We start from the raw sequence: 24,660 nt of genomic DNA, 5'->3' as shown, positions 1-24,660 counted from the left end.
TGCGTCCGGCGGATGATCCCCGGGCAGCGGCCGTGTTGACAGGGGGGCGCGGCCGGTGTCTCGTTGCGCCCACACCCCAGCACGACCCAGCACAACGCCTCCCACCACAACACCGAGGTCGATCATGCCCCTGCTGTTTTCCTATGGCACCCTGCAACAAGAGGATGTGCAGCGCGCCACCTTCGGGCGGCTGTTGCAGGGGCAACCGGATCAACTGGTTGGCTATGGCCGGACGATGGTTCCCATCGACGATCCCGAGGTGGTCAAGACCAGCGGCAAGACCCACCACCCGATCATCGCCTTCAGCGGCAACGACGCCGACCGGGTGGACGGAACCGTGTTCGAGATCACCGACGCCGAACTGGCGCAGGCCGACGCGTATGAGGTCGCGGCCTACAAAAGGGTCGCCGCTGACACCGCCGCCGGACAAACCGTCTGGGTCTATGTCGACGCGCGTTTCGCCCCGGCCTGATCGCCCCGGCATCGCCCACCCCGGTTGAACCGCCCCCCCACCAACCGAGGGCGGCGCGGTTCACCGGAGCGGGGCGTCACGCCGCGAGATAGCGGGTTTCCAGATGCCGTTTGAACAGCCCGACGTCGAGCGGGCGGCCGGTGGCGGCGGCCAACAGCGCGTCGGCGGACGGGTGGAAACAGCCGGTGTCGTGGACGTTGCGGCGCAGCCAGCCGACCAGCGGGGCGAAATCGCCACGGCCCAACGCCGCCGGAATCTCCGGGACCGCCGTCCGCGCCGCGTCGAACAGTTGCGCGGCGGTCATCGCCCCCAGGGTGTAGCTGGGGAAATAGCCCCAACCGCCGCTGGGCCAATGGATGTCCTGCAGGCAGCCCCGGCGATCGTCGGGCGGGACCACGCCGACCAGCTCCTTCATGCCGTCGTTCCACGCCCCCGGCAGATCGTCCAGACTCAAATCGCCCGAGACCATCGCCCGTTCCAGCCGGTAACGCAGGATGACGTGGGCCGGATAGGTCACTTCGTCGGCGTCCACGCGGATGAAGCCGCGCTCCACCCGGCCATAGAGCCGACGCAGATTCTCAACCTCCCACACCGGACCGGAGCCGCCGAACGCCTCGCGCGCCACCGGGGCCAGCCAGGTGATGAACTCGGCCGAGCGGGCGGCCTGCATCTCCATGATGAGCGACTGGCTTTCGTGCACGGCCATACCACGCGCCTGCCCCACCGGCTGGGCCAGATGGGCGCGCGGGCGGCCCTGCTCGTACAGGCCATGCCCCGTTTCGTGGATCACCGCCATCAGCGCGTTGGCGAAGTCGGCCTCGTCGTAGCGGGTGGTCATCCGCACATCGTCGGTCGCCCCGCCACAGAAGGGGTGCAGCGACACATCCAGCCGACCGCGCTGGAAGTCGAAGCCCATCCGCTCCATCATCGCCACGCCGAAGCGCCGCTGGTCCTCCACCGCGAACGGCCCGACCGGGCGCAGCGGTTGCGGTTCCCCAGCCTGTTTGTCGATCACCCGGCCAATCAGATCGGGCAGGAAAGCGGCGAGATCGGCGAACAGCGCGTCGATGCGCTCCATCCGCGCGCCGGGGTCGTATTCGTCGAGCAGCGCATCGTAGGGCGCGATCCCCATCGCCGCGCTTTTGGCCGCCGCGCTCTCGCGCACGCAGTCCAGCACGGTTTGCAGCGAGGGCTTGAGCGCGGCGAAATCGCTGTCGGCCCGCGCGCTGCGCCACACCATTTCGCACAGCGATGACGCCTTGCTCATCGCCGCGACCAGATCGGCGGGCACGGCGGTGGCGTGGGCGTGGTTGCGGCGCATCTCGCGCAGGTTGGCCCGCTGCCAGGGATCGAGCGCGCCGTCGGCCTCCGCCTCGGCCAGCAGATCGCCCAGGCGGGGGTCGGTCGCCAGCTCGTGCGACATCACCGACAGGGTGGCGATCTGCTCCGCCCGCCCCTCGTTCGCGCCGTCGGGCATGATGGTTTGGGCGTCCCAACCCAAAATCCCCAGCGCGTCGCCGATGGCGGCGATGCGGGCGTAACGGCGTTCAAGCTCGTGGTAAGCGGTCATGCGGCGTCGGGCCTGTGGTTGTCGCCGTGACGGCGGGGTCTGGGCGGAGTCTGCGCTGCGACAGCACATACACAACCGCGAGCGTGACCGCCAGCCCGTACCAGGTCGCCGCGTATTGCGCGTGGTTGTTGGGCAACTCCACGCGCGGCTCGATCCCGGCGGGCAACCCGCCCGGTGTCTGACCGGGCAACGCCTCCACCACCAGCGGGGCCACGGCGGGCAGCTTCAGCGCGGCGGCCATCGCCGGTGGATCGACGCGCACCCAGACCGGGGCACCCGGCGCGTTGTCGGGCTGGAACAGGCTTGGCGCGGTCGGAAGGCGGACGATGCCGCGCAGGCTGATCCCCCCCTCGATCCGGCCCGGCGCGCGGTTGGCCGAGAGCCGATGATCCATCGGCACGAAACCACGATTGACCAGGACGACACCGCCGCCGTCCGCCCGCTCGAACGGTGTCACCACCTCGTACCCGGCCTGTCCCTGGCGCGGGCGGGCGAGAACCAGCGTTTCCCGGTCGTTGAGAAAGCGGCCGGTCAGCGTCACCGGGCGGAACTCCCATGCCGCCGGATCGTCCAGCGTGACAGGCAACGCCACCGGCGGGGCGGTGATGCGTTCCTGCACCCGCGCCAGCAGGTCGGCCTTCCAACCCATGCGTTGGAACTGCCATGTCCCCAACCCCAGCATGATGGCAATCGCCGGAAGGGTCATCAGGGTGGCGGCGCGCGTCGGACGGAAGACACGGGCTGTGGTCATTCACCCTTCTCAAGCTCGCTGCGGCGGTAACGGTATTGTTGGGCGATCACCAGGGCCTTGGCGGGGCGCAGCATCCCCAGCGTCAGGCCCAGAACCACCGCCCCCCACACCAACGCGTGCAGCCACAGGGGCCACTCCACGTTCATCGACACCCACAGTGCCACCGGGACCACAAGAAAGCCCAGGATGAAAATGAGGAAGACCGCCGGACCGTCGCCGCTGTCCACCTTCGAAAAATCCAGGCCACAGGTGTCGCAGCGTTCGGCGACGTCCAGATAGCCCTTGAACAGCTTTCCCCGGCCGCAGCGGGGGCAGGCGCAGGCCAGCCCCGCCGACACCGGGGAAATGTTCGCGTGATAACCGGTCAAGCCGATACCTCAGTGCCCACCCGTCGACCCGCCATGACCGCCCCACCAATAGACCGACACGAACAGGAACAGCCACACCACGTCCACGAAGTGCCAGTACCAGGCCGCCGCCTCGAACCCGAAATGGCTTTGCGGGGTGAAATGGCCCTTGGCCGTGCGCACCCAGCACACCGCCAGGAAGATCGTGCCGACCAGCACGTGGAAGCCGTGGAAGCCGGTGGCCATGTAGAAGGTGGATGGGAAGATGCCGTCGGTGAACTTGAACGCGGCGTGGGCGTATTCATAGCCCTGGAAGAAGGTGAACATCACGCCCAGCAGCACGGTCAGGCCCAGCGCCTTCGACGCTTCCTTGTTCTTGCCCTCGATGATGGCGTGGTGCGCCCAGGTCACCGTCACGCCCGACAGCAGCAGGATCAACGTCATCATCAGCGGCATGTGGAACGGGTCAATGACCTCGATCCCCACCGGCGGCCAATGGGCGTCCGGGTTGGTCGGCGACGCCTTGGGGAACAGGGCGGCGCTGAAGAAGGCCCAGAAGAAGGCGGCGAAGAACATCACCTCCGACGCGATGAACAGCGACATGCCATAGCGCAAACCGATCTTCACGACCGGCGTGTGCGCCTTTTCGACCACCGCCTCCTTGATGACGTCGCGCCACCAGCCATACATGACGCCCAGCACCGCCAGCACGCCCAGGATCATCACCAGCTTGCCGGATCCGTGCATGAACAGGACCAGTCCGGTGGCCAGCAACCCGCCGGCGAAGGCCCCCAACAGCGGCCAGGGGCTGGGATTCAGCAGATGGTAGGGATGGGGAACCCCGGCTCCATCCGAAGCGGAAGGTTCATGCGGCGCGTGCCCGTGGGTGATGTCGGCCATCGTGTCTCAACCCCATTGGTCAGTTCGTGGCGGTCGCGCTGGGCGCCGCCTTTTGATTGCTTCCCGCCTGCTGCTGGGCCAGAACGGCGTCGCTGTCTTTGGCGCGGAAGAAGGTGTAGGACAGCGTGATGGTGGTGACGTCGTCCATGTTGCGGTCGTCGTTCATCGCCGGATCGACAAAGAACGCCACCGGCATGTCCACCGACTGCCCCGGTTGCAAAATCTGCTCGGTGAAGCAGAAGCATTCGAGCTTGTTGAAATAGCGCCCCACCTTGTCGGGTGTGACGTTGTACATGGCGGTTCCCACCGTGGGCCGCGCCGACCGGTTTTCCGCCCGATAGGCGGCCAGACCGGTTTCCCCCATCTTCAACACCAGCTCCTTTTGCTCCGGGCGGAAGGCCCAGGGCAAATTCATGTTGGTGTCGGCGTTGAAGCGCACCGTCACCTTGCGGTCGATCACCGTGGCGGGGGCCGCCGACGCCCGCTGCGTCGTGCCGCCGAAGCCCGTGACCGAGCAGAACAGCGAATAGAGCGGAGCCGAAGCGTAGGCCAAACCGATCATCGCGAAGACCAACCCGAACAGCGAGGTCAGGATGATCCGGTTGCGGCGGCGCAGCGACGGGTCCATCGCGGTCAGTGCCCCGCGCCCATGCGGACGATGGTGATGCCGTAGAACAGCGCCACCAGCCCGACCAGACCGGCCAGCACCGCCAGATTGCGCCCGCGCAGCCGCTTGGCCCGCTCATCGGCCTCCGAACGGCTGGTCCCCATCGTCGGATCGTTGCGATCAACCACCGTCATGCTCCACCTCCCACGACAAGCCGCTCGCCGATCATCAGGGCGAACAGCAGGAACAGGTACAGAATGGAAAAACCGAACATCTTCTTGGCCGGGCCATCGTCGGTGGAGCGCAGCACCCGCAGCGCGCTGCCGACAAACATCAGCCCCAACAGGCTGGACACCGCCAGATAGACCGGACCGGCGATCCCGACAAAATAGGGGGCGGCGGCGACCGGCAGCAGCACCATCGTGTAGAGCAGCATCTGGCGTTTGGTGGAGTCCGGCCCGGCGACCACTGGCATCATCGGCACGCCCGCCCGCGTGTAATCGCTGTTGCGGAACAGGGCCAGCGCCCAGAAATGCGGCGGCGTCCACAGGAAGATCAGCAGGAACAGCAGGATCGACGCGACCGAGACGTCGCCCGTCACCGCCGCCCAGCCGATCATCGGCGGAAAGGCCCCGGCGGCCCCACCAATGACGATGTTCTGCGGCGTCCGCCGCTTCAGGCCCATGGTGTAGACGACGATGTAGAACAGGATGGTCAGGGCCAACAGCGCCGCCGCCGTCCAATTGACGCCGATGCCCATCACCAGGGTGGACAGCACCGCCAAAGTGACACCAAAGCCCAACGCCTCGTCCGCGCCCACCCGGCCCGACGGGATCGGGCGTTTGGCGGTGCGCGCCATCACCGCGTCGATGTCGCGGTCGTACCACATGTTGATCGCGCCCGAGGCCCCCGCCCCGACCGCGATGCACAGCACCGCCACCGCCCCGATCAGCGGGTGGATGTGGCCGGGGGCCAGCACCAGCCCGGCCAACCCGGTGAACACCACCAGGGACATGACCCGTGGCTTCAGCAACTCGATGTAATCACCGGCGGATGCGCCGGGAACCCGCTCCAACGCTGTGTCCGTCATGGCTGTCCCTCCCCGCCTGTGTCTGGTGTGTCGCTGTCTTTGCTTGCAGCGTCCGAATCTTTGGCAGCGTCCGATGTTTGGCGTTCCGGTCGGGCGGCGCGCTGGCCGCCCGACGGGATCCTCACCCAGCCCGGTTCACTTGATCCGGGGCAGGGTTTCAAAGGCGTGGAACGGCGGCGGCGAGCTGACGGTCCATTCCAACGTCGTGGCCTCCGGCCCCCAATAGGCACCCGGCACCCGCTCGCCGCTGCGCAGCGTCTTGATGGCGATCCAGACGAACAGCAGGGTCGAGGCGAAGGAGATGTAGGCCCCGAAGGAGGAGATCATGTTCCACCCGGCATAGGCGTCCGGGTAATCCGGGATGCGGCGCGGCATGCCCGCCAGACCCAGGAAATGCTGCGGGAAGAACAGCATGTTGACGCCGATGAAGGTGGTGTAGAAGTGGACCTTGCCCCAGAATTCCGGGTATTGGCGGCCCGACATCTTGCCGATCCAGTAATACCAGCCCGCGAAGATCGAGAAGACCGCACCCAGCGACAGCACATAGTGGAAGTGCGCGACGACGTAATAAGTGTCGTGCATGACGTTGTCCAAGCCGCCGTTGGCCAGGACCACGCCAGTCACGCCGCCGACGGTGAACAGAAAGATGAAGCCGATCGCCCACAGCATCGGCACCTTGAACTCGATCGACCCGCCCCACATGGTGGCGATCCAGGAGAAGATCTTCACGCCGGTGGGAACCGCGATGATCATGGTGGCGGCGGTGAAGTAGGCCTTGGTGTCCACATCCAGACCGACCGTGTACATGTGGTGCGCCCACACGACGAAGCCGACCACGCCGATGGCGACCATGGCGTAGGCCATGCCGAGATACCCGAACACCGGCTTCTTGGAGAAGGTCGAGATGATGTGGCTGATGATGCCGAAGGCCGGCAGGATCATGATGTAGACTTCGGGGTGGCCGAAGAACCAGAACAGATGCTGGAACAGCATCGGGTCGCCGCCGCCCTCCGGGTTGAAGAAGGTGCTCCCGAAATTGCGGTCGGTCAGCAGCATGGTGATGGCACCGCCCAGCACCGGAACCGCCAGCAGCAGCAGGAAGGCCGTGACCAGCATCGCCCAGACGAACAGCGGCATCTTGTGCAGGGTCATGCCCGGCGCGCGCATGTTGAAAATGGTGGTGATGAAGTTCACAGCGCCCAGGATCGAGCTGGCACCGGCCAGATGCAGCGCGAAGATCGCCATATCGACCGACGGCCCACTGTGGCCCAACGGTGAGGACAACGGCGGATAGACCGTCCAACCCGTGCCAGCGCCATTGCCGACGAAGGCCGATCCCAGCAGCAGCAGGAAGGCCGGAACGATCAGCCAGAAGCTGATGTTGTTCATGCGCGGAAAGGCCATGTCGGGCGACCCGATCATGAGCGGCACGAACCAGTTGCCAAAGCCGCCGATCAAGGCGGGCATGACAACGAAGAACACCATGATGAGGCCGTGCGCGGTGATGAGCACGTTCCACACCTGGCCGTCGGCGACGAACTGCAACCCGGGGGATTGCAACTCCAGCCGCATGATGACGGAGAACAGCCCGCCGATCAGCCCGGCGATCACCGAGAAGATCAGGTAGAGCGTTCCGATGTCCTTGTGGTTGGTGGAGAAGAACCAGCGCGGCACGAACCCTGGAATGTGGTGGTCGTGTCCGTGATCGTGGCCGTGGTGGGCGTCTGCCATGTCTCTAACCCTTTGTCGCTGCCCCTCGGGTCCGTCCGCCGCGCGTGTTCGCTGTCGGGTCGCCGGGCCGGTGGCTGGGTGTGGTTCTTATTCGGCGGTTGCCGGGGCGTCCGGCGTCACTCCACCCGGCGTCACTCCACGGTGACGGCGGCGGGGGCCTGCGCCACGTCGCGGTTGCCCTCGCGCGGGGCAAAGGCGGTTTTGGCCTTGGCAACCCAGGCGTCGAACTTGTCCTTGGACACGACCTCGACCGCGATCGGCATGTAGCCGTGGTTGGTCCCGCAGATTTCCGAGCATTGGCCGTAATAGACGCCCTCGCGCTCGGCCTTGAACCAGGTCTCGTTGATGCGGCCCGGCATGCCGTCCTTCTTCACGCCAAAGGCCGGGATGGCCCAGGAATGGATGACGTCGCCCGCCGTCACCAGCAAACGCACCGTGGCGTTGACCGGCACGACCACGCGGTTGTCCACCTCCAGCATCCGGCGTTGGCCGGGCTTCAGGTCGGATTCCTGGATGATGTAGCTGGAGAAGGCGATGTTGCCGTGATCGGGGTATTCGTAATCCCAGTACCATTGCCGCCCCGTGACCTTGATGGTCATGTCGGCCTGCGGGATCCGTTCGGCCATGTAGAGCAGCTTGAAGGACGGAACGGCGACCACGATCAGGATGATGACCGGGATCACGGTCCAGGCCACCTCAAGCAGCGTGTGGTGCGAGGTTTTGGACGGGACCGGGTTGCGCTTGGCGCTGAAGCGGACCACGCAATAGGCCAGCAGCGCGGCCACGAACAGCACGATCACCGTGATGATCGCGGTCAGCAGGTTGTGGAACGAATCCATCATGTGCTTGACCGGGGAGGCCGCCTCTTGCAGCCCCAACTGCCACGGGTGCGGCTCGCTCGCCAGCGCCGTGCCGCAGACCCCCGCAAGTGTGAGAGCCGCCACAAGCCCGGCGGCGCGCATGTGTTGCCGTTTCATCCCCAACCCTCGTCTATGCTGTGACTTTCGTCATAGGCCACAGTCGTCTCTTCCCGCCGGAACCGCTTTCGCCCATAATTGTTCGAACACCAAGCAGTCTTGTTCGAAGATGATCGGGCATTTCAGCTAAAACCGGATGATGCAGGGTTCATGCCATTCGGAGGGCGTCATTCCCCGCAAGCCCAGCTTATCCCCACATCACACTCGGTTACAAGCGATTCCTGGCTCCCCCAAGAGCCAAGTGTCTGAACGTGTTCGACGACTCCGCTAAGCAAAAAGGCTGAGTTGCAAGCGCGGTTAATCAACGCGTCATTTCGCCGCAGTTTGTTTGTCTTGCTAACGGCTGAAAACGCGTGTCAGGACCACAACGTTGCTCCGCGCGCTGAAATTTGTTTTGATTCTATACTGTATTGTCCTTACCACACATCGCCAACCGAGACCCACCCCGGCAAACAGAAGGCAAAAATTTTTAAAACAAAAAGGCGCGCTGTCTGTGGCGCGCCCGATGAAAAGATGCAGAGCAACTTTTGTAGTTCATAATAATAAATCGCGGAGTCCCATCAATGATTGCCCGCGATCACTTTGCGAATGCGCCGAACACCTGACCACACAAACGCGATCACAATCGGAATCATCAGCCCAACCAACAGATCAGGGTCTACCTTCAAACCGAAACCCTTCAACCCCTTGGCGGCGTACCCCACGATCCCGACGAGGTAGTAGCTGATCGCCACCACCGACAGCCCCTCCACCGTCTCCTGAAGGCGCAATTGCAGCTGCGCCCGCCGATCCATGGATTGCAGAAGCTCGGCGTTCTGCCCCTCCACCGCGATCTCCACGCGGGTGCGCAGCAGGTTGCTGGCGCGGGCGACTCGCTGGGACAGGGTGTGCAAACGCCGCTCCACCGCCTCGCAGGTGCGAATCGCCGGGGTCAACCGACGGTCCATGAACTCGCGGACGGTTTGCAGGCCCTCGATGCGGATTTCCCGCAACTCGTCGATGCGCTTTTCCACCAACTCGTGATAGGCGCGCGCCGCGCCGAAGCGGTAGGCGGTTTCGGACGCGATCTGTTCGGCCTGGGCGGCCAGCAGGGTCAAACGGTCGAGCAGGTCGCGTTCATCCTGCAATCCGCGCAGGGTGGCGATTCGGGTGGTGACATCGGCCAACCCGGCTTCGATCGGGTTGATGCGCGGCAGAACCCCGCGCGCCATCGGCAGGGCCAACAGCGCCATCACCCGATAGGTTTCGATTTCCAGCAGGCGCTGGACAACGCGGCCGGTCTGGCGCGGCGTCATCGAATGATCGAGCACCAGCATCCGGGAATAGCCATCGCCGTGGATGCGGAAATCGGTCCAGGCGGTGGCGGAGCGTCCGGCGAGTCGCGACCCGACGTAGCTTTCCGATCCGAACATCGCCGCCATCATGTTGGCGGATGGTTCGGGCGACTGGTCGTCCAGCACGGCGATGTGGACGCCGACGATGCGCTCCCCCGGCAGGCCGTTCACCCAGTCGCGCGGGACCGCGTTCAGGGCCGGTTCCAGAAAGGGATCGGTCAGGGCACCCACCGGGGTGACGCTGGGGCGAAAGATGGTCCAGGTCGAAAATTCGGTGTGGCGTTCCCATTTCAGGCGGAAGCTGCCGAACGACGCGCTGTGGTGGGTGGCCCCCAGCGACGGGCGGGGGATGCCCGCCCAATCGCACAGGGATTCCAGATGGCGGCGGTCGGTTTCCCCCGCCCCCTCGCCCGACAGCATGGCCAGCATGGTGACGCGCACCGGGGCCGTCATCGATTCCGGCGGCCGGGCGTGCACCTCGTTGGTCAGGGCCAGCCGCAGCGGGTGGTCGATCAGGGCCGAACCGACGGGCGCAGCCCCGCCACCGACCTGCGCCCCATGCGTCTGCCGCGCCTCACGCTCGTTCATCCCTGCCCCCTGCCGCCTGCTTTTTGTTCTGCGGTCGCGGCTGTCCAAACGCCAAGCCTTGCCGGACGGCGTTTGCAGCGCCACACTGTATGGAACGATGTTTGACACACCCCGCCGATCCACGCGAGAGCGGCGGCGGATGTTCCACCCTTGCGGCGTTCGCCGGCGATCCGGCCAGAGCGAAACGGCCAGAGCGAAACCCTGCCCAAAACCCGGAGTGCCCATGAGCGCGCTTGCCATCACCGACGATCTCTTCTTCAACCGCGCGGGTATGGACCGCGCCCGCGTGGAAGGCGTCGTGCAAGAGGCTCTCGCCAACGCCGATGACGGCGAGCTGTATTTGGAATACGCCCAAAGCGAATCGCTGGGTTGGGACGATGGCAAGCTGAAGTCGGCCAGCTTCGACACCACCCAGGGCTTTGGCCTGCGCGCCATCGCCGGGGAGGCGACCGGCTTCGCCCACGCCTCCACCCTGTCGGAGGACGCGATCCGCCGCGCGGCGGCCACCGTGCGCGCGGTGCAGTCGGGCCACAGCGGCACGCTGGCCGAACCGCCGGGCGGGACCAACCGCGCGCTGTACATCCCCGACAACCCGCTGCCGCTGGTTCCCTTCGCCGAGAAGGTGAAGCTGCTGGCCGACATTGACGCCTACACCCGCGCCAAGGACGAGCGCGTGCGGCAGGTGAGCTGCTCGATCAGCGGCGAATGGCAGGCGGTGCAGATCCTGCGCGGCGACGGCGTGCGCGTGGCCGACCTGCGCCCGCTGGTCCGCCTGAACGTCTCCGTCGTGGTGGCCGAGGGCGACCGCATGGAAACCGGCAGCCACGGCGGCGGCGGCCGCGTCACCTACGAGCATTACATCCAGCCGGAGACTTGGCGCGCCTTCGCCGACGAGGCGCTGCGCCAGGCCCTGATGAACCTCACCTCCGTCCCCGCTCCCGCCGGGGAGATGACGGTCGTGCTGGGCAATGGCTGGCCGGGCATCCTGCTGCACGAGGCCATCGGCCACGGGCTGGAGGGCGACTTCAACCGCAAGAAGACCTCGGCCTTCGCCGGGCTGCTGGGCCAGCGCATCGCCGCCCCCGGCGTGACCATCGTCGATGACGGGACCATCGACAACGCGCGCGGCTCCATCTCCGTCGATGACGAGGGCACGCCGGGCCAATGCACCACGCTGGTGGAGGACGGCATCCTGGTCGGCTTCATGCAGGACCGCCTGAACGCCCGGCTGATGGGGATGCGCCCGACCGGCAACGGGCGGCGGCAGAGCTTCGCCTATCACCCGATGCCGCGCATGACCAACACGGTGATGCGCAACGGCCACCACAGCCCGGAGGAGATCATCGCCTCCGTCAAAAAGGGACTGTACGCCAAGAATTTCGGCGGCGGTCAGGTGGACATCACCAACGGCAAGTTCGTCTTCTCGGCCAGCGAGGCCTATCTGATCGAAGACGGCAAGATCGGCCCGGCGGTGAAGGGGGCCACCCTGATCGGCAACGGGCCGGACAGCCTGACCCGCGTGTCGATGATCGGCAACGACAGCCGCCTCGACCCCGGCGTCGGCACCTGCGGCAAGGATGGCCAGGGCGTGCCGGTCGGCGTCGGCCAACCGACCCTGCGCCTGGACGGTCTGACCGTGGGCGGCACGGCGGGCTGAAGCCGGGCAAAGCCGCAGCAGCGGCAACCGGCCGCTGCCGCGCCAACCTGAAACCGGCAGCCCCCGCTTGACAGACGGGGGCTGCACCCGCTTAGTCAACGGACACCCTGTTCGACGGCCCCGCACACTGGATGTGTCTGGCCGTTGGTGCGTTTGATGGATGGTTCCGTATGGCTGTGATGACTGTGATTCTGGTGGGGCTGGTCGCGGTCAACGCCTGGGCCATCTGGATCGCCGCGAACCGGCGTGGGCTGGTGCAAGCCTATTGGGCGCTGTCCGGGTCCTTCATGGGCATCGGCCTGATGGGGGCGCTGGGAATCCTGTTTCTGACGCCCATCGTGGAACGGGACACGCCCGGCCCGATCAGCGGCGAAATGCCGCCCGCCTTCGGGCTGGGTCTCGGCCTGATCGCGCTGGGCCTGTCGGGGGTGGTGCTGGGCGCGGTTCTGATGCTGCTGACCCGGTTGTGGCGCAAGCGCAAGGCAGCACAGGCGGCGAACGCCACCGGCAACGGGGTGGACGACACCACCGACGCGGCCCAACCAGATGGGCCGCATCGCGCCTGATCGCCGCGCCTGATCGGCCCAGCGTCCCCCATTTCTTCACGCCACAGCGCGGACGCGACGACGATGCCGACCTTCTCCATCATTCTGCCCACCCTGCGGGCGTCGTTGGCCGAGGCGGCGATCCGCTCCATCCACGATCACAGCGCCGGGCACGAGTATGAAATCGTGACGGTGGCCCCCTTCGCCATCGAGTCACCGCGCGTGGTTCCGGTCATCGAGACGGAGCGGCGCGGCAACTGCACCGCCCACGCCAACGGTTTCGCCGCCTCAACCGGCGACATCATCGTCGCGATGAGCGACGACCACCTTGCCCTGCCCGGCTGGCTTGATGGCGTGGCCGACCGGTTAGCCGCCAAGGAACAGTTGGATTTCCCCTTTCTCGGCGGTCTGCACCGGCCCGATCACCCGCATTTCGGCGCGATCTACGGCCTCTATTACGCCTATTTCCCGGTGATGACCCGCCGCAGCGTCGAGGAGGTGGGCGGCTGGTTTTCCACAGACTTCCGCGCCCATTACGGCGATCCCGATCTGGCCCTGCGCGTCTGGGCGCTGGGCGGGCGGTGCGAACTGCTGCCCGGCGGCCATCTCGCCACCAACCCGGACGAGGATCCGAACAGCCAATCGACGCACAAGACCACGGCGATGGGAACGGATGTGTCCACCTTCGCCAACAAATACCATCGGGCGTTCGGGGCGGGGTTCCCGGCGGATTTCGGCCAGATCAATTTCGACTATCACATCAGCGAGTTGCACGACATGACCTTCACGGCGCGCATGCCGCCCGCCCAGCATGGCGGCAAATCCCGCCATTGGCGGCCCGCCTGACGGCCCCGTCAGACCCCAACAGAAAAAACACTCCAGGGAGGCAGCGATGAGCGGATTGGCGTTGGTATCGACCTTTTGCCCGGATCGCGTCGGGCTGGTTTCGGCCATCACCGGGCATCTGTTCGATTCGGGAATCAATTTGCGCGACGCGACCTTCGCCTCGCTGGGCAGCGGGGCCGAGTTTTCGGCGGTGTGCGAACTGCCCGGCGGGCTGAGCGTGGACGCGGTGCAGGCCAGCCTGTCGGCGGTCCCGGAGCTGGCGGGCGCGCAGGTGAAGGTCACGCCCTTTGCCTTTGATCCGGCCCCCGGCCCGCAAACCCTTGTCACCCACCGGGTGGAGGTGTCGGGCGGCGATCAACCCGGCCTGATCGCCCGCCTCTCGGACATCTTCACCCAGTTCGGGGCCAACATCGTCCGGCTCGACGCGCAGACCCTGCCCGACCGCAGCGGCGAACGCTACTCCCTGCGCTTTTCGGTGGCAATTCCGCCGGAACGGGCGGAGGTCTGCCTCTCCGCCGTTGCCAACACCGCCGAAACGCTGTCCTTGAATTGCAAAACCGAATCGCTCTAATCGGTTTTTGATTGCATCCATAGGTGTGATCCGCACAGGATCGGGAGTGTCCCCGATCTTGTGCGTCTTCTTGCGTGATCCCCGTCCTTTTGCTCGCTTTGGCGCTGTGCCTGCCCTTCCTTCCCGCGCGGGCGGCGGACGGTGACGGTGCCGGGGCAGAAACGCCCGCCCCCACCCAATGGGGCAGTCTGCCCGACGTCAGCCCGTCTGACGTCAGCCTGTCGGATTGGGGCAGCGTCGGCCTGCTGCAAACCCCGACGGCGCGGATGCCGCCCGATGGGTCGATGACCGGCGGGGCGAGCGGGCTGGGGCGGCTGCACCGCCACGTCACCCTGTCGGCCCAACCGCTGCCCTGGCTGGAAATCACCGCCCGCAACAGCCTCTATCCCGGCTATTTCGGCCTGACCGAACCCGGCCTGGACGTGAAGCTGCGCTTGCGCGAGGAGGACCGGCACGGCCCGGCGCTGGTGGTGGGCGGGCGCGACGTGACCGGCTCCGGCCTCGACCTGCCCGGCAAGGGGCGTTTCGCCGGAGAGTACATTGCGCTGACCCGGCGCTGGGAGGATCTGGACATCAGCCTGGGCGTCGGCTGGGGAACGTTGGGGGAGGCCGGGCATCTGCGCAACCCGCTGCGCTTTCTCGGTGGGCGCTTCCGCCGCGACCGCGACCCGTCGGCCTGGCCGACCCAACGCGGCCCGCGCGCCTGGTTCGGTGGGGAGCGGGTGGCCCTGTTCGGCGGTGTGGAATGGCACAGCCCGATCCCGAACCTGAGCCTGAAGATTGAAAGCTCCGGCGACCGGTTCCGCGCCCAGCGGCAGGACGAGCCGGGCTTCACCCCCGGCAGCCGCTACAACATCGGGCTGTCCTACCGCCCCTTTCCGTGGATCGACGCCGGGGCTGGGTTCGAGCAGGGGCGGCGGGCCATGCTGCGGCTGTCGCTGCGCTTTGCCCCGGCGGATTGGGCGCAGCGCGACACCAGCGCCCCGCCCGCCATCGGCGCGCGCCCGTCCGCCGCCGCCGCCCTGCCCGCAGACCAGATCACAGCGCTCGCCCGCACCCACGGCCTGCCCGCCCGCGCCGCCCTGGTGGAGGGCGACACCGCCAGCCTGTGGCTCGACCCCGCCGGGCGAGGGCCGCTGCCAACCGCGCAGGAGGCCGGGCGCGCTGCCCGGCTGCTGGCCGACCTCAGCGCGCCCACGGTCGAACGGCTGCGCGTCGTCACCGGAACGCATGGGGTGGATGGCGCGGCGCTGACCCTGACCCGGCGCGATCTGGAACGCGCCGCCCGCCATCGCGGCAGCGTCGATGAGCTGTGGCGCACCGCGCTGCTGGAACCCGCCGCCGATCCGCCGCCCGCGTGGCGGCCCCGCCTGGATCTCAGCCTGCGCATGATCTCGGAGTTTGATTTCGCCGAGTTGGGGACCTACCTCGCCCACCGCACCCACACCGACGCGGTGCTGCGCGGCGAACCGGCGCGCGGGCTGGTGCTGGGCGGGGCGCTGCGGGTGCGCACCGACGACAGCCTGCACTTGCTCGACACCTACGCCCTGCCCGCGTCGGAACCGGTGCGCAGCGACCTGCCACGCTACGCCGCGCGGTCCTGGTCGGTGGAGCATCTGTTCGCCGCCCATCTGGCCGCGCCAAGCGACGGGCTGACCACCCGCCTGTCCGTCGGCGCGTTCGAGGAGATGTTCGCCGGGGTCGGCGGCGAAGCGCTCTACCAGCCGCTGACCGCGCGCTGGGCCGCCGGTCTCGACCTCAACCGGGTGTGGAAGCGCAAAACCGCCGCGATTCTGGGGGCCAGCCACGCCAGCGCGCGCAGCACCGGCCACGCCAGCCTGTATTGGGAAACGCCGGGGGCCGACACCACCACCGCGTTGCGGCTGGGCCGCTATCTGGGCGGTGACTGGGGCGGCACGCTGGAGCTGACCCGCCGATTCGACGCGGGCATCACCCTGACCGCGCACGCGACCTGGACGGAGGGGCCGGACCGTGGCCAGACCCGATTCGGCGGGCGGATGGATTGGGGGCTGGCCCTGGTGGTTCCCTTCACCGCGTCGGGCTGGCGGCCGACCGGCGGCACGCTGGAAACGGCGGCGCGCACCCTGGGCCGCGACGCCGGGCAACGGCTGGCCCAACCGCTGCCGCTGTACGACGCCCGCGTACCCGGCGGATTCGGCCGGATCGCCGGAAGCTGGTCGCGCCTGCTTGATTGAGGGCGGCATTGATGACGGCATTGATGGCGATGGCTATCAGCGCGCGCAACGCCTTCGTGATGGACTCCTGTGCGATTGCGACTCGAAAAATTCGACTCGGACTCTGTGGGGGATTCACACAAGAAAAATTTCGATATAGACTCCGTGTTTCCTCGCGACTCGCCTTTGCCGTCCGCCCACTCCTTCCGCCCAGGGGAACCCGTAGGATGACCACACCGAACGACGTTGACACCATCGAACGCACCTCGATCGTCGCCTACACCCTGCTGAACGAGTTGCACGACCTGTTGGCGCAACCCGACACGCCCGACGACGTGACGCTGGGCCTGCTGATGGGCATGGCGATGTTCCTGGACGACAAGGTGGGGCCGATGCGCGCCCAACGCCTGATGACCGAGGCCCCCGGCATCGTGCTGAAGACCGACGCCCACGTCACGCCCGACCAGTCGCAAGAAATCCTGCCGGTTCTGCGCGCCTTCGGCGACCATCTGAAAAGCCTGCGCACCCTGGCCCCGACCACCGTCGAACGCGTCATCGCCTGATCGGCGCGGGCCGCCGTTGCCCGGAAGGGCCAGCGACGCGGCTTGACCGATGGGGGAAATGGGCGGAAGCTTTGCGCCCATGGACTGGTTTACGGGGTTCAGCATCGTCGCGATTTCCACCGGCGTGACCATCAGCGTGGTCGTGCTGATTGCCGTTGGCTCGATCCGGCGCAGCCTGAACGAAGGCACCCTGCGGCAGGCCCAGCACATCCGCAGCCTGTCGGACAGCGTCGCAGCCCTCACCGCCCAGCAGCAGCAGGCCCAGGCCCGCATCCAGCACTTGACCGAGGCGCAGCGTCGGCTGTCCGACGAGGTCAACGCGCTGGGCGAGCGGTTGAGCGACAGCGACGCCGTGCACCGGGTGTCCGGCACGGCCAAGCTGCTGCACTGACCGGCCCCTCCCCGCCCCACAACGGTTTCTTTCCCCATGCTGATTCCCGACGCCGCCGCCGAACGCGCCCGCTGGATCGCCAGCGCCGACGCCTGGGACCGCTGGGCCGATCCCATGGCCGATCTGGCCGACAAGCTGAACCGCCCGCTGCTTGACGCGGCGGGAGTCACGGCGGGGCAACGGGTGCTCGATCTCGCCTCCGGGGCCGGGGAACCGGCCCTGAGCGCGGCGCGCCGGGTGGGCGGCCATGGTCTGGTGGTGGGCAGCGATCTGGTCCCCGGCATGCTGGGCGGGGCCGTGCGACGGGCCAACGCCGAGGCCGATCCGCCGCGATTCTGCGCGGCCGACATGACCGGCCTGCCCTTTGCCGACGGCGCGTTCGACGCCGTGACCTGCCGGTTCGGCGTGATGTTCGTGCCCGACGCCGGGGCCGCCCTGCGCGACATCCGCCGGGTGCTGCGCCCCGGTGGCAAGGCCGCCTTCATGGTGTGGGGGCCGCTGGCGGGCAACGGGCTGTTCGCCGACATCGGCGCGGTGGTGGCCGCGCAACTGGGCGAGGATCACAGCCTCGACCCGCTGTTCCGCTTCGCCGCCCCCGGCAGCCTCGCCACGCTGATGACCAAGGCGGGCTTCGCCACCGTCGAGGAAACCGACCTGACTCCGGTGCGCAAGGCCCCCGCCGGGCAACCCTTTTGGCGGGCGGCGCTGGACATGAGCTTTGGCCACCGTCTGGGCGGGTTGGACGCGGCGGCGCGTGCGGCGTTGGAGGCCGACATCGCCGCCCGCTTCGACGCCCAGGCCGACAACGGAACCGTGCCGGTCCCCGCCCACGTCCGCATCGTCGTCGGTCACTGAGCCGGTCGCGGACGCCACCGCGCGCGCTCAATAATCCTTTTCATAGGTGAGGCCGAAGCGGGTGTCGGAATCGGCCCCGACCTCGGCCTTGCCCTTCAGGCCGCGCGTGATGTCCACCTCCACCGTGACGCGGGTCTGGTTGCCGCCCATGCCCTGCTCCACCCCGACATAGACGCCATCGTCCAGATAGCGCCCGGCCTTCACCGCCCCGCCCTTGCCGTCGGAGCCTTGGGAAAAGTCGAGCCGGTCCAGCCCCACGCCGCGCCGCACGCGGTCGAGCAGGCCACCGCCCTCGCCGCCCAGCCCGGTCAGCGCCGCCGCCGATTGCGCCAGTTGCACCGCCTCCGCCGCGCCCAGATTGCCCACCGATTTGCCGAACAGCACCGCCGACAGGATTTCGTCCTGCGGCAACCCCTGCGGCGAGGTCAGGGCGATTTTGGGCTGGGCGGCGGTTCCCGTCACCTCGATCTGCGCGGTGACGCTGTTCGCCGTCGCCTCCGCCAGCAGATCCAGGCGGGGGTCGATGGGCTGGGTTCCGTCGAAATCCAGGGTTCCGCGCGTGAAGGTGAACGTGTGGGAGAGCACATCGAGCCGCCCCTTTTGCAGGGTGAGACGGCCCGTCACCTCCGGCGCGTCGGCCCGGCCACCAACGCGCAGGGAGCCACCCAACTCGGCGTCCAACCCGCGCCCGCGCACGAAGATGCGACCGGGGGCCTCCAGCGCCACGTCCAGCGCCAGGGCAAAGGGCGGCGGCGGCGCGTCCGCCGCCTTGCGCGGCGACAGGCGGCGCGGCGGTGGGGGGGCGGTCGGGCCGTTGCGGCGGGGTCCCACCTCCTCCGCCCGCAGATCGACGACATTGACCGGCATGCGGTTGGGGATGCGCACGTCGGCACCGCGCAGCCGCAGCGGCCCGGCCAGCCGGGCGGCGCGAAAGCCGCCGGTCACGGTCAAGGCGGCGTCCACATCGGCGGTCAGCAGTTCGTTTTCCACCAAACGGGCGTTGTCGGCGGTCAGGCGCACATCGATTTGCCGGTCCGCCGCCGCCGTGGGCCGGATCACCCCCTGCCCGCTGAGCGTTCCGCCGCTGCGGGTCTTGGCCCGCAGCGTGTCGATGGTCAGGGCGTCGCCGTCGCCGACCAGCCGGGCGTCGATGCCGGTCAACACCGCCCCGGAGGCCCGGTTTTCAAACCGCCCGTCGGTCAACACCACCGACCCGCTCAAACGCGGGGCGGCCACCGTGCCACCGGCCCGCACATCCAGGCGCAGGATCCCGCGCGCGCGGTCGCCGGTCGCCGCCAGCAAATCGTTCAACAGCGCGGCGTCGATGGTTCCGCCCAGGCTGGCGTCCAGCGCGCCTTTGGGCGGAATCGTCACCGCACCGCCCTCGGGGCCGCCATCGGGATTGAACAGCAGCGGCAGTGCGGCGCGCAGGGTCAGGGCGGCTTCGCGCTTGGGCGTCGCCGCCGTCCCGGTCAGCGACAGGCGGTTGCTGCGCCATTGGCCGGTGATGGTGGCGTCGAGGCCGGGTAGCCCGGCTTGCGCCGTCGGTTTGGCCCGCAGGCCCGTCACGCGCAGCGTGGCGTCGGCGCGCGGGCTGCGGACGGTTCCAGCCACACTGGCCTGAAGCCCGGCCACCCCCTCCAGCGCCAGCGACGGATCGGCCAGCCGGGCGAGCGCCAGCGGCAGTTGATCCAGGCGAAGCTCGCCCTTCAGCGCCTCCCCCGTTTGCGAGGCGTCCAGCGACAGCCGCGCCCCGGCCAGTTGCGCGCGCAGGCCGCTGATGGCGCGGCGGTCGCCACTGGCGGTCAGGGTCGCCGGGCTGGTCAGGCGCAGGCTTTCCCCGGCGTAGCGCGCCTCCAGCCGGTCCAGCCGCAGGCGGGACTCGCCCGCCGCGTGCCCGGCCACCCCCGCCACATCCAGGGACAGCGCCTCACCCCCCGCGCGCCCGGTGGCCGACAGGCGCAGGGCGGCGTTCGCCAACCCGCCATCGGCCTGCGCGGTCAGGCTGGCGATCTCCGCGCCGGGCAACCCCGCGCCGGACAGCGACAGCGTGGCCTTGCCGCTGGGCGTGCCGCGCGCGTCAGCCACCTCCGCCGCCATGGTCAGACGACGCAGGGTCAACGGCCCGCCGTCCAGGCCGCTGACGCGCAGCCCGTTGGCGGTGGCGTTGATCCGCGCGACCTGCCGACCGGTCACGGTGTCTGCGTTCACCTCCAGCAGGACGTCCAGCGCCCCACCCAGATCGACCTTGCCGCCCCCCTTGCCCGCCAGCGCCAGTGCGGCCAGCGGCGACAGCGCCTTCAGGTCGGGAAAGCTCCCTTCCAACCGACCGGTGGCGAGGCCGAACGGGGAGTCACCAGCGGGAAGCACGCGCAGATTTCCGGTCAGCCGGTTGTTGCCCGCCATCAACCGCAGGTCGGACAGCGCCACCGCCGCGCCGTCCGGGGCCGCGTGTAGATCGAGCGTCAAGGGCACGCCCTCCGGCTCCGCGCGCAGCGCCAACGTGCCGACCGGGCGGCGCGGCAGCCCGGCCAGGGTGGCGGTCAGCTCCGCCCGGCCCCAGCGCCGTTCGTCCACCGACAGGCCATCGGCCTGGGTCCGCGCCGTCACCTCCAACCCGTCGAGCGGGCCGCGCGCCGCGAGATCGACCGACAGACGCCCCGCCAACGGCAGCCCCAGCGCCACCCCCAGCGGCTCCAACCCGGTGCCGTCCAGCGTCAGGGCGGCGTCCAGGCGGCCATCGGCCAGCGTCCCCCGCGCGCCAATGCGCCCATTGTCACCCGCCACCGCCAGCGCGCCCAGCCGCAGCCCGCCATCGGCGCGGCGCTCCAGGTCGGTCGCGGTCAGCGTCCCGCTGCTCCCCAGCAGCGCGTCGGCGGGGGTCCCGGTGGACAATCCATGCCAACGCCCGGACAGGCTGGCCGACAACCGCCCGTCCGCGTCCAACCGCAGCGGCGCGTCCAAGGCCAACGCCCCGCGCAGCGGCAGCCCGGCCAGCGCGGCGAAGCGGTCCAACTCCGGCGCGTCCACCGACAGGGTGGCGTCGGCTCTGCGGCCCCAACCGTCGGCCACGCCGCGCGCCGTGAGGCGGGCGGACGCCGCCCGCGCCTCCACCCCGTCGAGCGTCAGCCGCCCGCTGTGGGCGTCCAACCGCCCCTTGCCCTGGACCGCCAGCACCGGCCCCACCAGCGGCCCCAAGGCGGCATCCCCGGCCAGCACGCCGGTGACGGCGGCGGACAGGGAAATGGCCAGATCGTCCAACCGCCCGTCCACAGCGCCATCGGCCCGCGCGCTGGTCCAATCGACCGTCGGCGTCAGGGCGCGCAGGGGGGAATCCGGCGGAACCACCGCCGACCAGCGCAGGGACAGCCGTTGCCGGTCGGCCCCAACCGCGCCCGAACCCTCCATCCGGCCCGCCGCCGCCTCCACCGTCACGGCGGACAGGGCGAGCGCGCCATCGGGCGACCGCAGGGCCGTTGCGTCCAGACGGGGCCGCGCGCCCACCAGCCGCGCCAGCGCCGGATCGAGCAGCCCGGCGGGCAGCGCTGCGGGATCGGCCTGCGCCGTGACGGTCAGGCTATGGCCCGCCGCCGTCCGCTGAATGGTGGCCTCGGCGCGCAGCGCGCGGCCGGTCCCGATCCGGGCGCTCAACGCGCCGCGCCAATCCTCCAGCCTGCCGCCCCCGGTCAGGTCCAGCCCCAGCGGCGGCAGCCCGGGCAACGCCAGCGCGCGGGCCAGCACCCCGCCCGCCGGTTCCGCCGCCGTCACCGTGGCGTCAAAACGGCGGGTGTCCGGCTGAAAGGAAACGACCGCCTCCAACGCGCCCGACTGTGAGCCACCGGCCTGCGTGGTGCCAGACGGCGCGTCCAGCCGCGTCACCGACAGCCGGGCGTCAAGCCCCGCCGCCATCGGCAGGGCCAGCGAAGCGCCGACGCGCAGGGTGGCCGCCTCCCCCAGCAGGGCGGGGCCGAGGCTCAACCGCTCCACCGCCACCCGGTCGAGCGCCACCCCCACCGGCAAACGGGGCAACGCAAACAGATCCGCCGCCGGGGCTGGCGCGGAGGATGGCGGCGGGGCACCGGTCGAAACCGGCGCGCGCCGCACATCGACCCGCTCGGCCTCCAGCCGCTCCACCCGCAACAGGCCGTCCAGCAGATCGCCGGGGCGCAGGGTGACGCGCGCTCCCTCCACCACCAACCACTCGCCCGCGCCATCGGCCAGCGTGGCCCGCGTCACCACCGGATCGAAGGGCAACCGCCCGCCGATGGCGTCGATGCGCAGGCGCAGATCGGGGCCGGACACCGCCGCCTCAATCCGGTCGGCCAGCCAGCGCCGCCCGGCGGCACCGTCCAGCCAGGCCACAGCGCCCGTCAGCGCCAGAAGAACCACCCCCAGCCCCAACAGCCAACGCAAGGGGCGAGCGCGCCGATGGCGGGAGGGCGGCCCCCCCGTAGGCGGTCCCACTGTCGGCGGCTCCGCGTTCACCACAGTCGGCAGGCTGGCCCCGACACCGTTCCTCGGGTCGTCGCTCATCAGAAAGCCTGCCCAAGGCTGAGGTAGAGTTGCCACCGGGCGTCACCCTTGGGCGCGTTCAACGGCACGCCCAGATCGAGCCGCAAAGGCCCGAAATCGGTGTAGTAGCGCGCGCCCAGCCCGGCCCCGACCCGCAGGCCGGAGGTGAAGGCGGGATAGAGCCGATCCGACACCGCCCCGGCGTCCAGGAAGGGAACCAGCCCTATGCTGTCCGTCACCTTGATCCGCAACTCGACCCCCAGTTCGGCCAGCGACCGCCCGCCCGTCGGCTCCCCGGCGGCGCTGCGCGGCCCCGCCTTTTGAAAGCCATAGCCGCGCACCGACCCGCCGCCGCCCGCGTAAAACCGATGGTCGGGCGACACCCGGTCGAGCAGCCCGCCCAGCAGGCTGCCCAGCCCGACCCGCGCCGCCGCCACATAGCGCCCATCCTGGGCCAGATCGTAATAAACCGATCCGGTGGCCTGAAGGGCCAGGAAGGGCCGACGTTCCGCCCCCGTCATGGGTATCCAGGGGGTGAGGCGCAGCGTTCCCCGTTCCCCCTCCGTCGGGTTCAGCGGATCGTTGGTGCGGTTCCAGGCAAGCGCGAAGGGCGCACCGGCGTAGAAGGTCTGATAGGTCCGCGCCGCTGTTTCCACCCGTCCACGCTCCGCCGTCAGGCCATAGCTCAGGCTCAGGCGTTCGGTCAGCGGGCGATCCAGCGTGGCGCTGACCTGGGTGGCGATCCGGCTGTAGGCGGGCGGCTGTTCGGAGGCGACCAACGCCTCGATCTGGAGCGTCTGGTGAACGGCGAGGAAATCCGGCTTGCGGAAGGACAGGTTGAAACGCAGATCGGGCAAATTCTTGACCACCGACGACGAACGGCTCGACGTGCCGCCCGAGGATCCGGCCACCCGGCCGACCTCCAACCCGACGCGCAGCTTCTCCGCCCCGCCGAACAGGTTGCGGTGGCCCCAATAGGCTTGCGCGCCCACCCCCTCCGCCGTGGAGTAGCTGACGCCGCCGCCGATGACGCGCGGCTTGCGCTCCGTCACCGCCACCACCACGGGGGTCACGCCGTCGGGGCCGGGCTGCTCGTCCAGCCGGACGCGCACGGTGTCGAACACCTCCAGCTTGGCCAAATCCTGGCGCGCCCGGTCCAGCGCGGCGGGGTCATGGACCGCACCGGCGGGCAGGTCCAACCGCCGCCGCACCACGCCCTCGTCCACCCGTTCCAGCCCGGACACCCGCACCGCCCCGGTGCGGACCAACGGGCCGAGCGCCACCCGCCACGCCACATCCATCGACCGGTCGGTGTGATCGACCAGCACCCGGCGGTCGCCCATCCTGGCAAAGGCGTAGCCGCGCGCGCGCAGCCGGTCGAGCAGCGCGGTTTCCGCGTCCACCACCCGCTGCCCCTCCGCCGGGTCCCCGGCCTTCAGCTTGGGTTCCCCCAGCAGGCTGTCCGCCGCCGGTCCGGTCAAGGCCGCCCCGTTGACCAGCAGCGCGCGCGTCACCGTCTTGACATGGTAGAGCGGTCCCGGCGTGACCGTGACCGTCACGCTTGCCGGTTGCCCATCCCGCCCGACCTCGACCCGGGTGTCGATCCGCCCGTCGTAGCGACCGGTGGAGCGCAGGACCGTCTGCAACCGCTCGCGGTCGCTGTCGGCGCGGCGCTCCAGCCCGGCCAGCGTCGGCGGCGGATCCTCCACCAGACCGACCAGGGCGGAGGCTTGAGTCAGGGTGTCGCGCAGCCCGTCATCCTCCACCCCCTCGATCACCACGCGGTAGGGCGCGCGCGGTTGCGGGGTGCCCGCCTGCCCGTTCTCCTGTGTGTCCGCGACCGGGTCCGCTTGGCCCGCCGCTGTCCCATCCTGCGCCCGGACGGGTGCGCCCAGCGCAAGGCCCGCCGCAAGCAACGGTGGCAAAACATGGCGGAATAGGGCGGTCCGTGTCATGCCGTCGACTGTAAGAGCGAACGACGCATAGCTCCATCCCGGAATTTGACCAGCCGGAACCGGGGTAACGCTTGCTTTTTTGCCGCAGATCACTATATTGCGCCGCAACAGTTTCCCCGACAAGCGCCCACCGAAGTTCTTCGGCGGGCCTTTTTGTTTGTTTGCGGTGTTGTGCCGCGTGTCGGGGTGCCATTGCGAGACCA

Annotated in this window: 21 protein-coding genes; 9 read left to right on the top strand and 12 right to left on the bottom strand. The window is 69.0% G+C overall.

The window, feature by feature from the left end:
- Positions 1 to 124: 124 nt before the first annotated feature.
- On the top strand, positions 125 to 472 hold the full coding sequence (locus tag EJ903_RS11145; protein ID WP_126615117.1) for a gamma-glutamylcyclotransferase family protein: 348 nt from the start codon (positions 125 to 127) through the stop codon (positions 470 to 472).
- Between the two features lie 76 nt (positions 473 to 548).
- On the opposite strand, the gene EJ903_RS11140 is transcribed toward EJ903_RS11145, so the two are convergent.
- From EJ903_RS11140 to EJ903_RS11100, 10 genes are all read right to left on the bottom strand, one after another.
- On the bottom strand, positions 549 to 2,042 hold the full coding sequence (locus EJ903_RS11140; protein WP_126615115.1) for a carboxypeptidase M32: 1,494 nt from the start codon (positions 2,040 to 2,042) through the stop codon (positions 549 to 551).
- Complete coding sequence (locus EJ903_RS11135; protein ID WP_126615113.1) at positions 2,020 to 2,793, bottom strand: SURF1 family protein; 774 nt, start codon at positions 2,791 to 2,793, stop codon at positions 2,020 to 2,022. Before EJ903_RS11135 ends, EJ903_RS11140 begins: the two co-directional genes overlap by 23 nt.
- Positions 2,790 to 3,161: a DUF983 domain-containing protein gene (locus tag EJ903_RS11130; protein WP_174237281.1), complete on the bottom strand. Its 372-nt coding sequence runs from the start codon at positions 3,159 to 3,161 to the stop codon at positions 2,790 to 2,792. Before EJ903_RS11130 ends, EJ903_RS11135 begins: the two co-directional genes overlap by 4 nt.
- A 9-nt stretch (positions 3,162 to 3,170) precedes the next feature.
- Complete coding sequence (locus EJ903_RS11125; RefSeq protein WP_126615109.1) at positions 3,171 to 4,040, bottom strand: cytochrome c oxidase subunit 3; 870 nt, start codon at positions 4,038 to 4,040, stop codon at positions 3,171 to 3,173.
- Positions 4,041 to 4,059: 19 nt separating this feature from the next.
- Entirely contained in the window at positions 4,060 to 4,668 is a 609-nt protein-coding gene (locus EJ903_RS11120) for a cytochrome c oxidase assembly protein (protein WP_126615107.1), read from the bottom strand.
- Positions 4,669 to 4,673: 5 nt separating this feature from the next.
- A complete protein-coding gene (locus EJ903_RS26970) occupies positions 4,674 to 4,841 on the bottom strand; it encodes a hypothetical protein (RefSeq protein WP_158627920.1) in 168 nt (55 codons plus the stop codon).
- Positions 4,838 to 5,737 (bottom strand): heme o synthase, encoded by a 900-nt coding sequence (cyoE, locus tag EJ903_RS11115; protein WP_126615105.1) that lies wholly within the window; start codon positions 5,735 to 5,737, stop codon positions 4,838 to 4,840. Before cyoE ends, EJ903_RS26970 begins: the two co-directional genes overlap by 4 nt.
- A 135-nt stretch (positions 5,738 to 5,872) precedes the next feature.
- The gene (gene ctaD / locus EJ903_RS11110; RefSeq protein WP_126615103.1) at positions 5,873 to 7,468 is read right to left on the bottom strand and encodes a cytochrome c oxidase subunit I; all 1,596 of its coding nucleotides are present in this window, start codon (positions 7,466 to 7,468) and stop codon (positions 5,873 to 5,875) included.
- Between the two features lie 131 nt (positions 7,469 to 7,599).
- On the bottom strand, positions 7,600 to 8,445 hold the full coding sequence (coxB, locus tag EJ903_RS11105) for a cytochrome c oxidase subunit II (protein ID WP_126615101.1): 846 nt from the start codon (positions 8,443 to 8,445) through the stop codon (positions 7,600 to 7,602).
- Positions 8,446 to 9,005: 560 nt separating this feature from the next.
- Entirely contained in the window at positions 9,006 to 10,367 is a 1,362-nt protein-coding gene (locus tag EJ903_RS11100) for a DUF3422 family protein (protein ID WP_126615099.1), read from the bottom strand.
- A gap of 223 nt (positions 10,368 to 10,590) precedes the next feature.
- Between EJ903_RS11100 and tldD the strand changes: the two genes are divergently transcribed.
- The 8 genes from tldD (at position 10,591) to EJ903_RS11060 (ending at position 17,990) form a co-directional block, all read left to right on the top strand.
- Positions 10,591 to 12,024, top strand: a complete 1,434-nt coding sequence (tldD, locus tag EJ903_RS11095) for a metalloprotease TldD (RefSeq protein WP_126615097.1) — start codon at positions 10,591 to 10,593, stop codon at positions 12,022 to 12,024.
- A 170-nt stretch (positions 12,025 to 12,194) separates the two neighbouring features.
- Complete coding sequence (locus EJ903_RS11090; RefSeq protein WP_126615095.1) at positions 12,195 to 12,590, top strand: hypothetical protein; 396 nt, start codon at positions 12,195 to 12,197, stop codon at positions 12,588 to 12,590.
- Between the two features lie 63 nt (positions 12,591 to 12,653).
- Positions 12,654 to 13,415, top strand: a complete 762-nt coding sequence (locus EJ903_RS11085; RefSeq protein ID WP_126615093.1) for a glycosyltransferase family 2 protein — start codon at positions 12,654 to 12,656, stop codon at positions 13,413 to 13,415.
- Between the two features lie 46 nt (positions 13,416 to 13,461).
- Complete coding sequence (locus EJ903_RS11080) at positions 13,462 to 13,986, top strand: glycine cleavage system transcriptional repressor (protein ID WP_126615091.1); 525 nt, start codon at positions 13,462 to 13,464, stop codon at positions 13,984 to 13,986.
- A gap of 74 nt (positions 13,987 to 14,060) precedes the next feature.
- Positions 14,061 to 16,202 carry a YjbH domain-containing protein gene (locus EJ903_RS11075; RefSeq protein ID WP_246015455.1) on the top strand — a complete coding sequence of 714 codons (2,142 nt, stop codon included), beginning with the start codon at positions 14,061 to 14,063 and terminating at the stop codon, positions 16,200 to 16,202.
- A gap of 206 nt (positions 16,203 to 16,408) precedes the next feature.
- Entirely contained in the window at positions 16,409 to 16,744 is a 336-nt protein-coding gene (locus EJ903_RS11070; protein WP_126615089.1) for a hypothetical protein, read from the top strand.
- A gap of 79 nt (positions 16,745 to 16,823) precedes the next feature.
- Positions 16,824 to 17,135 carry a hypothetical protein gene (locus tag EJ903_RS11065; RefSeq protein ID WP_246015454.1) on the top strand — a complete coding sequence of 104 codons (312 nt, stop codon included), beginning with the start codon at positions 16,824 to 16,826 and terminating at the stop codon, positions 17,133 to 17,135.
- A 36-nt stretch (positions 17,136 to 17,171) separates the two neighbouring features.
- On the top strand, positions 17,172 to 17,990 hold the full coding sequence (locus EJ903_RS11060; protein ID WP_246015453.1) for a class I SAM-dependent methyltransferase: 819 nt from the start codon (positions 17,172 to 17,174) through the stop codon (positions 17,988 to 17,990).
- Between the two features lie 27 nt (positions 17,991 to 18,017).
- On the opposite strand, the gene EJ903_RS11055 is transcribed toward EJ903_RS11060, so the two are convergent.
- A complete protein-coding gene (locus EJ903_RS11055) occupies positions 18,018 to 22,523 on the bottom strand; it encodes a translocation/assembly module TamB domain-containing protein (protein ID WP_126615085.1) in 4,506 nt (1,501 codons plus the stop codon).
- Positions 22,523 to 24,457: an autotransporter assembly complex protein TamA gene (locus EJ903_RS11050; protein WP_126615083.1), complete on the bottom strand. Its 1,935-nt coding sequence runs from the start codon at positions 24,455 to 24,457 to the stop codon at positions 22,523 to 22,525. The genes EJ903_RS11055 and EJ903_RS11050 overlap by 1 nt, the downstream gene beginning before the upstream one ends.
- Positions 24,458 to 24,660 lie beyond the last annotated feature (203 nt).

Source organism: Azospirillum griseum (assembly GCF_003966125.1).
In the GTDB taxonomy this organism is placed as follows: Bacteria; Pseudomonadota; Alphaproteobacteria; order Azospirillales; family Azospirillaceae; genus Azospirillum; species Azospirillum griseum.
The sequence above is the reverse complement of the archived record's forward strand: the minus strand, read 5'-3'. Positions and strand labels throughout refer to the sequence as shown.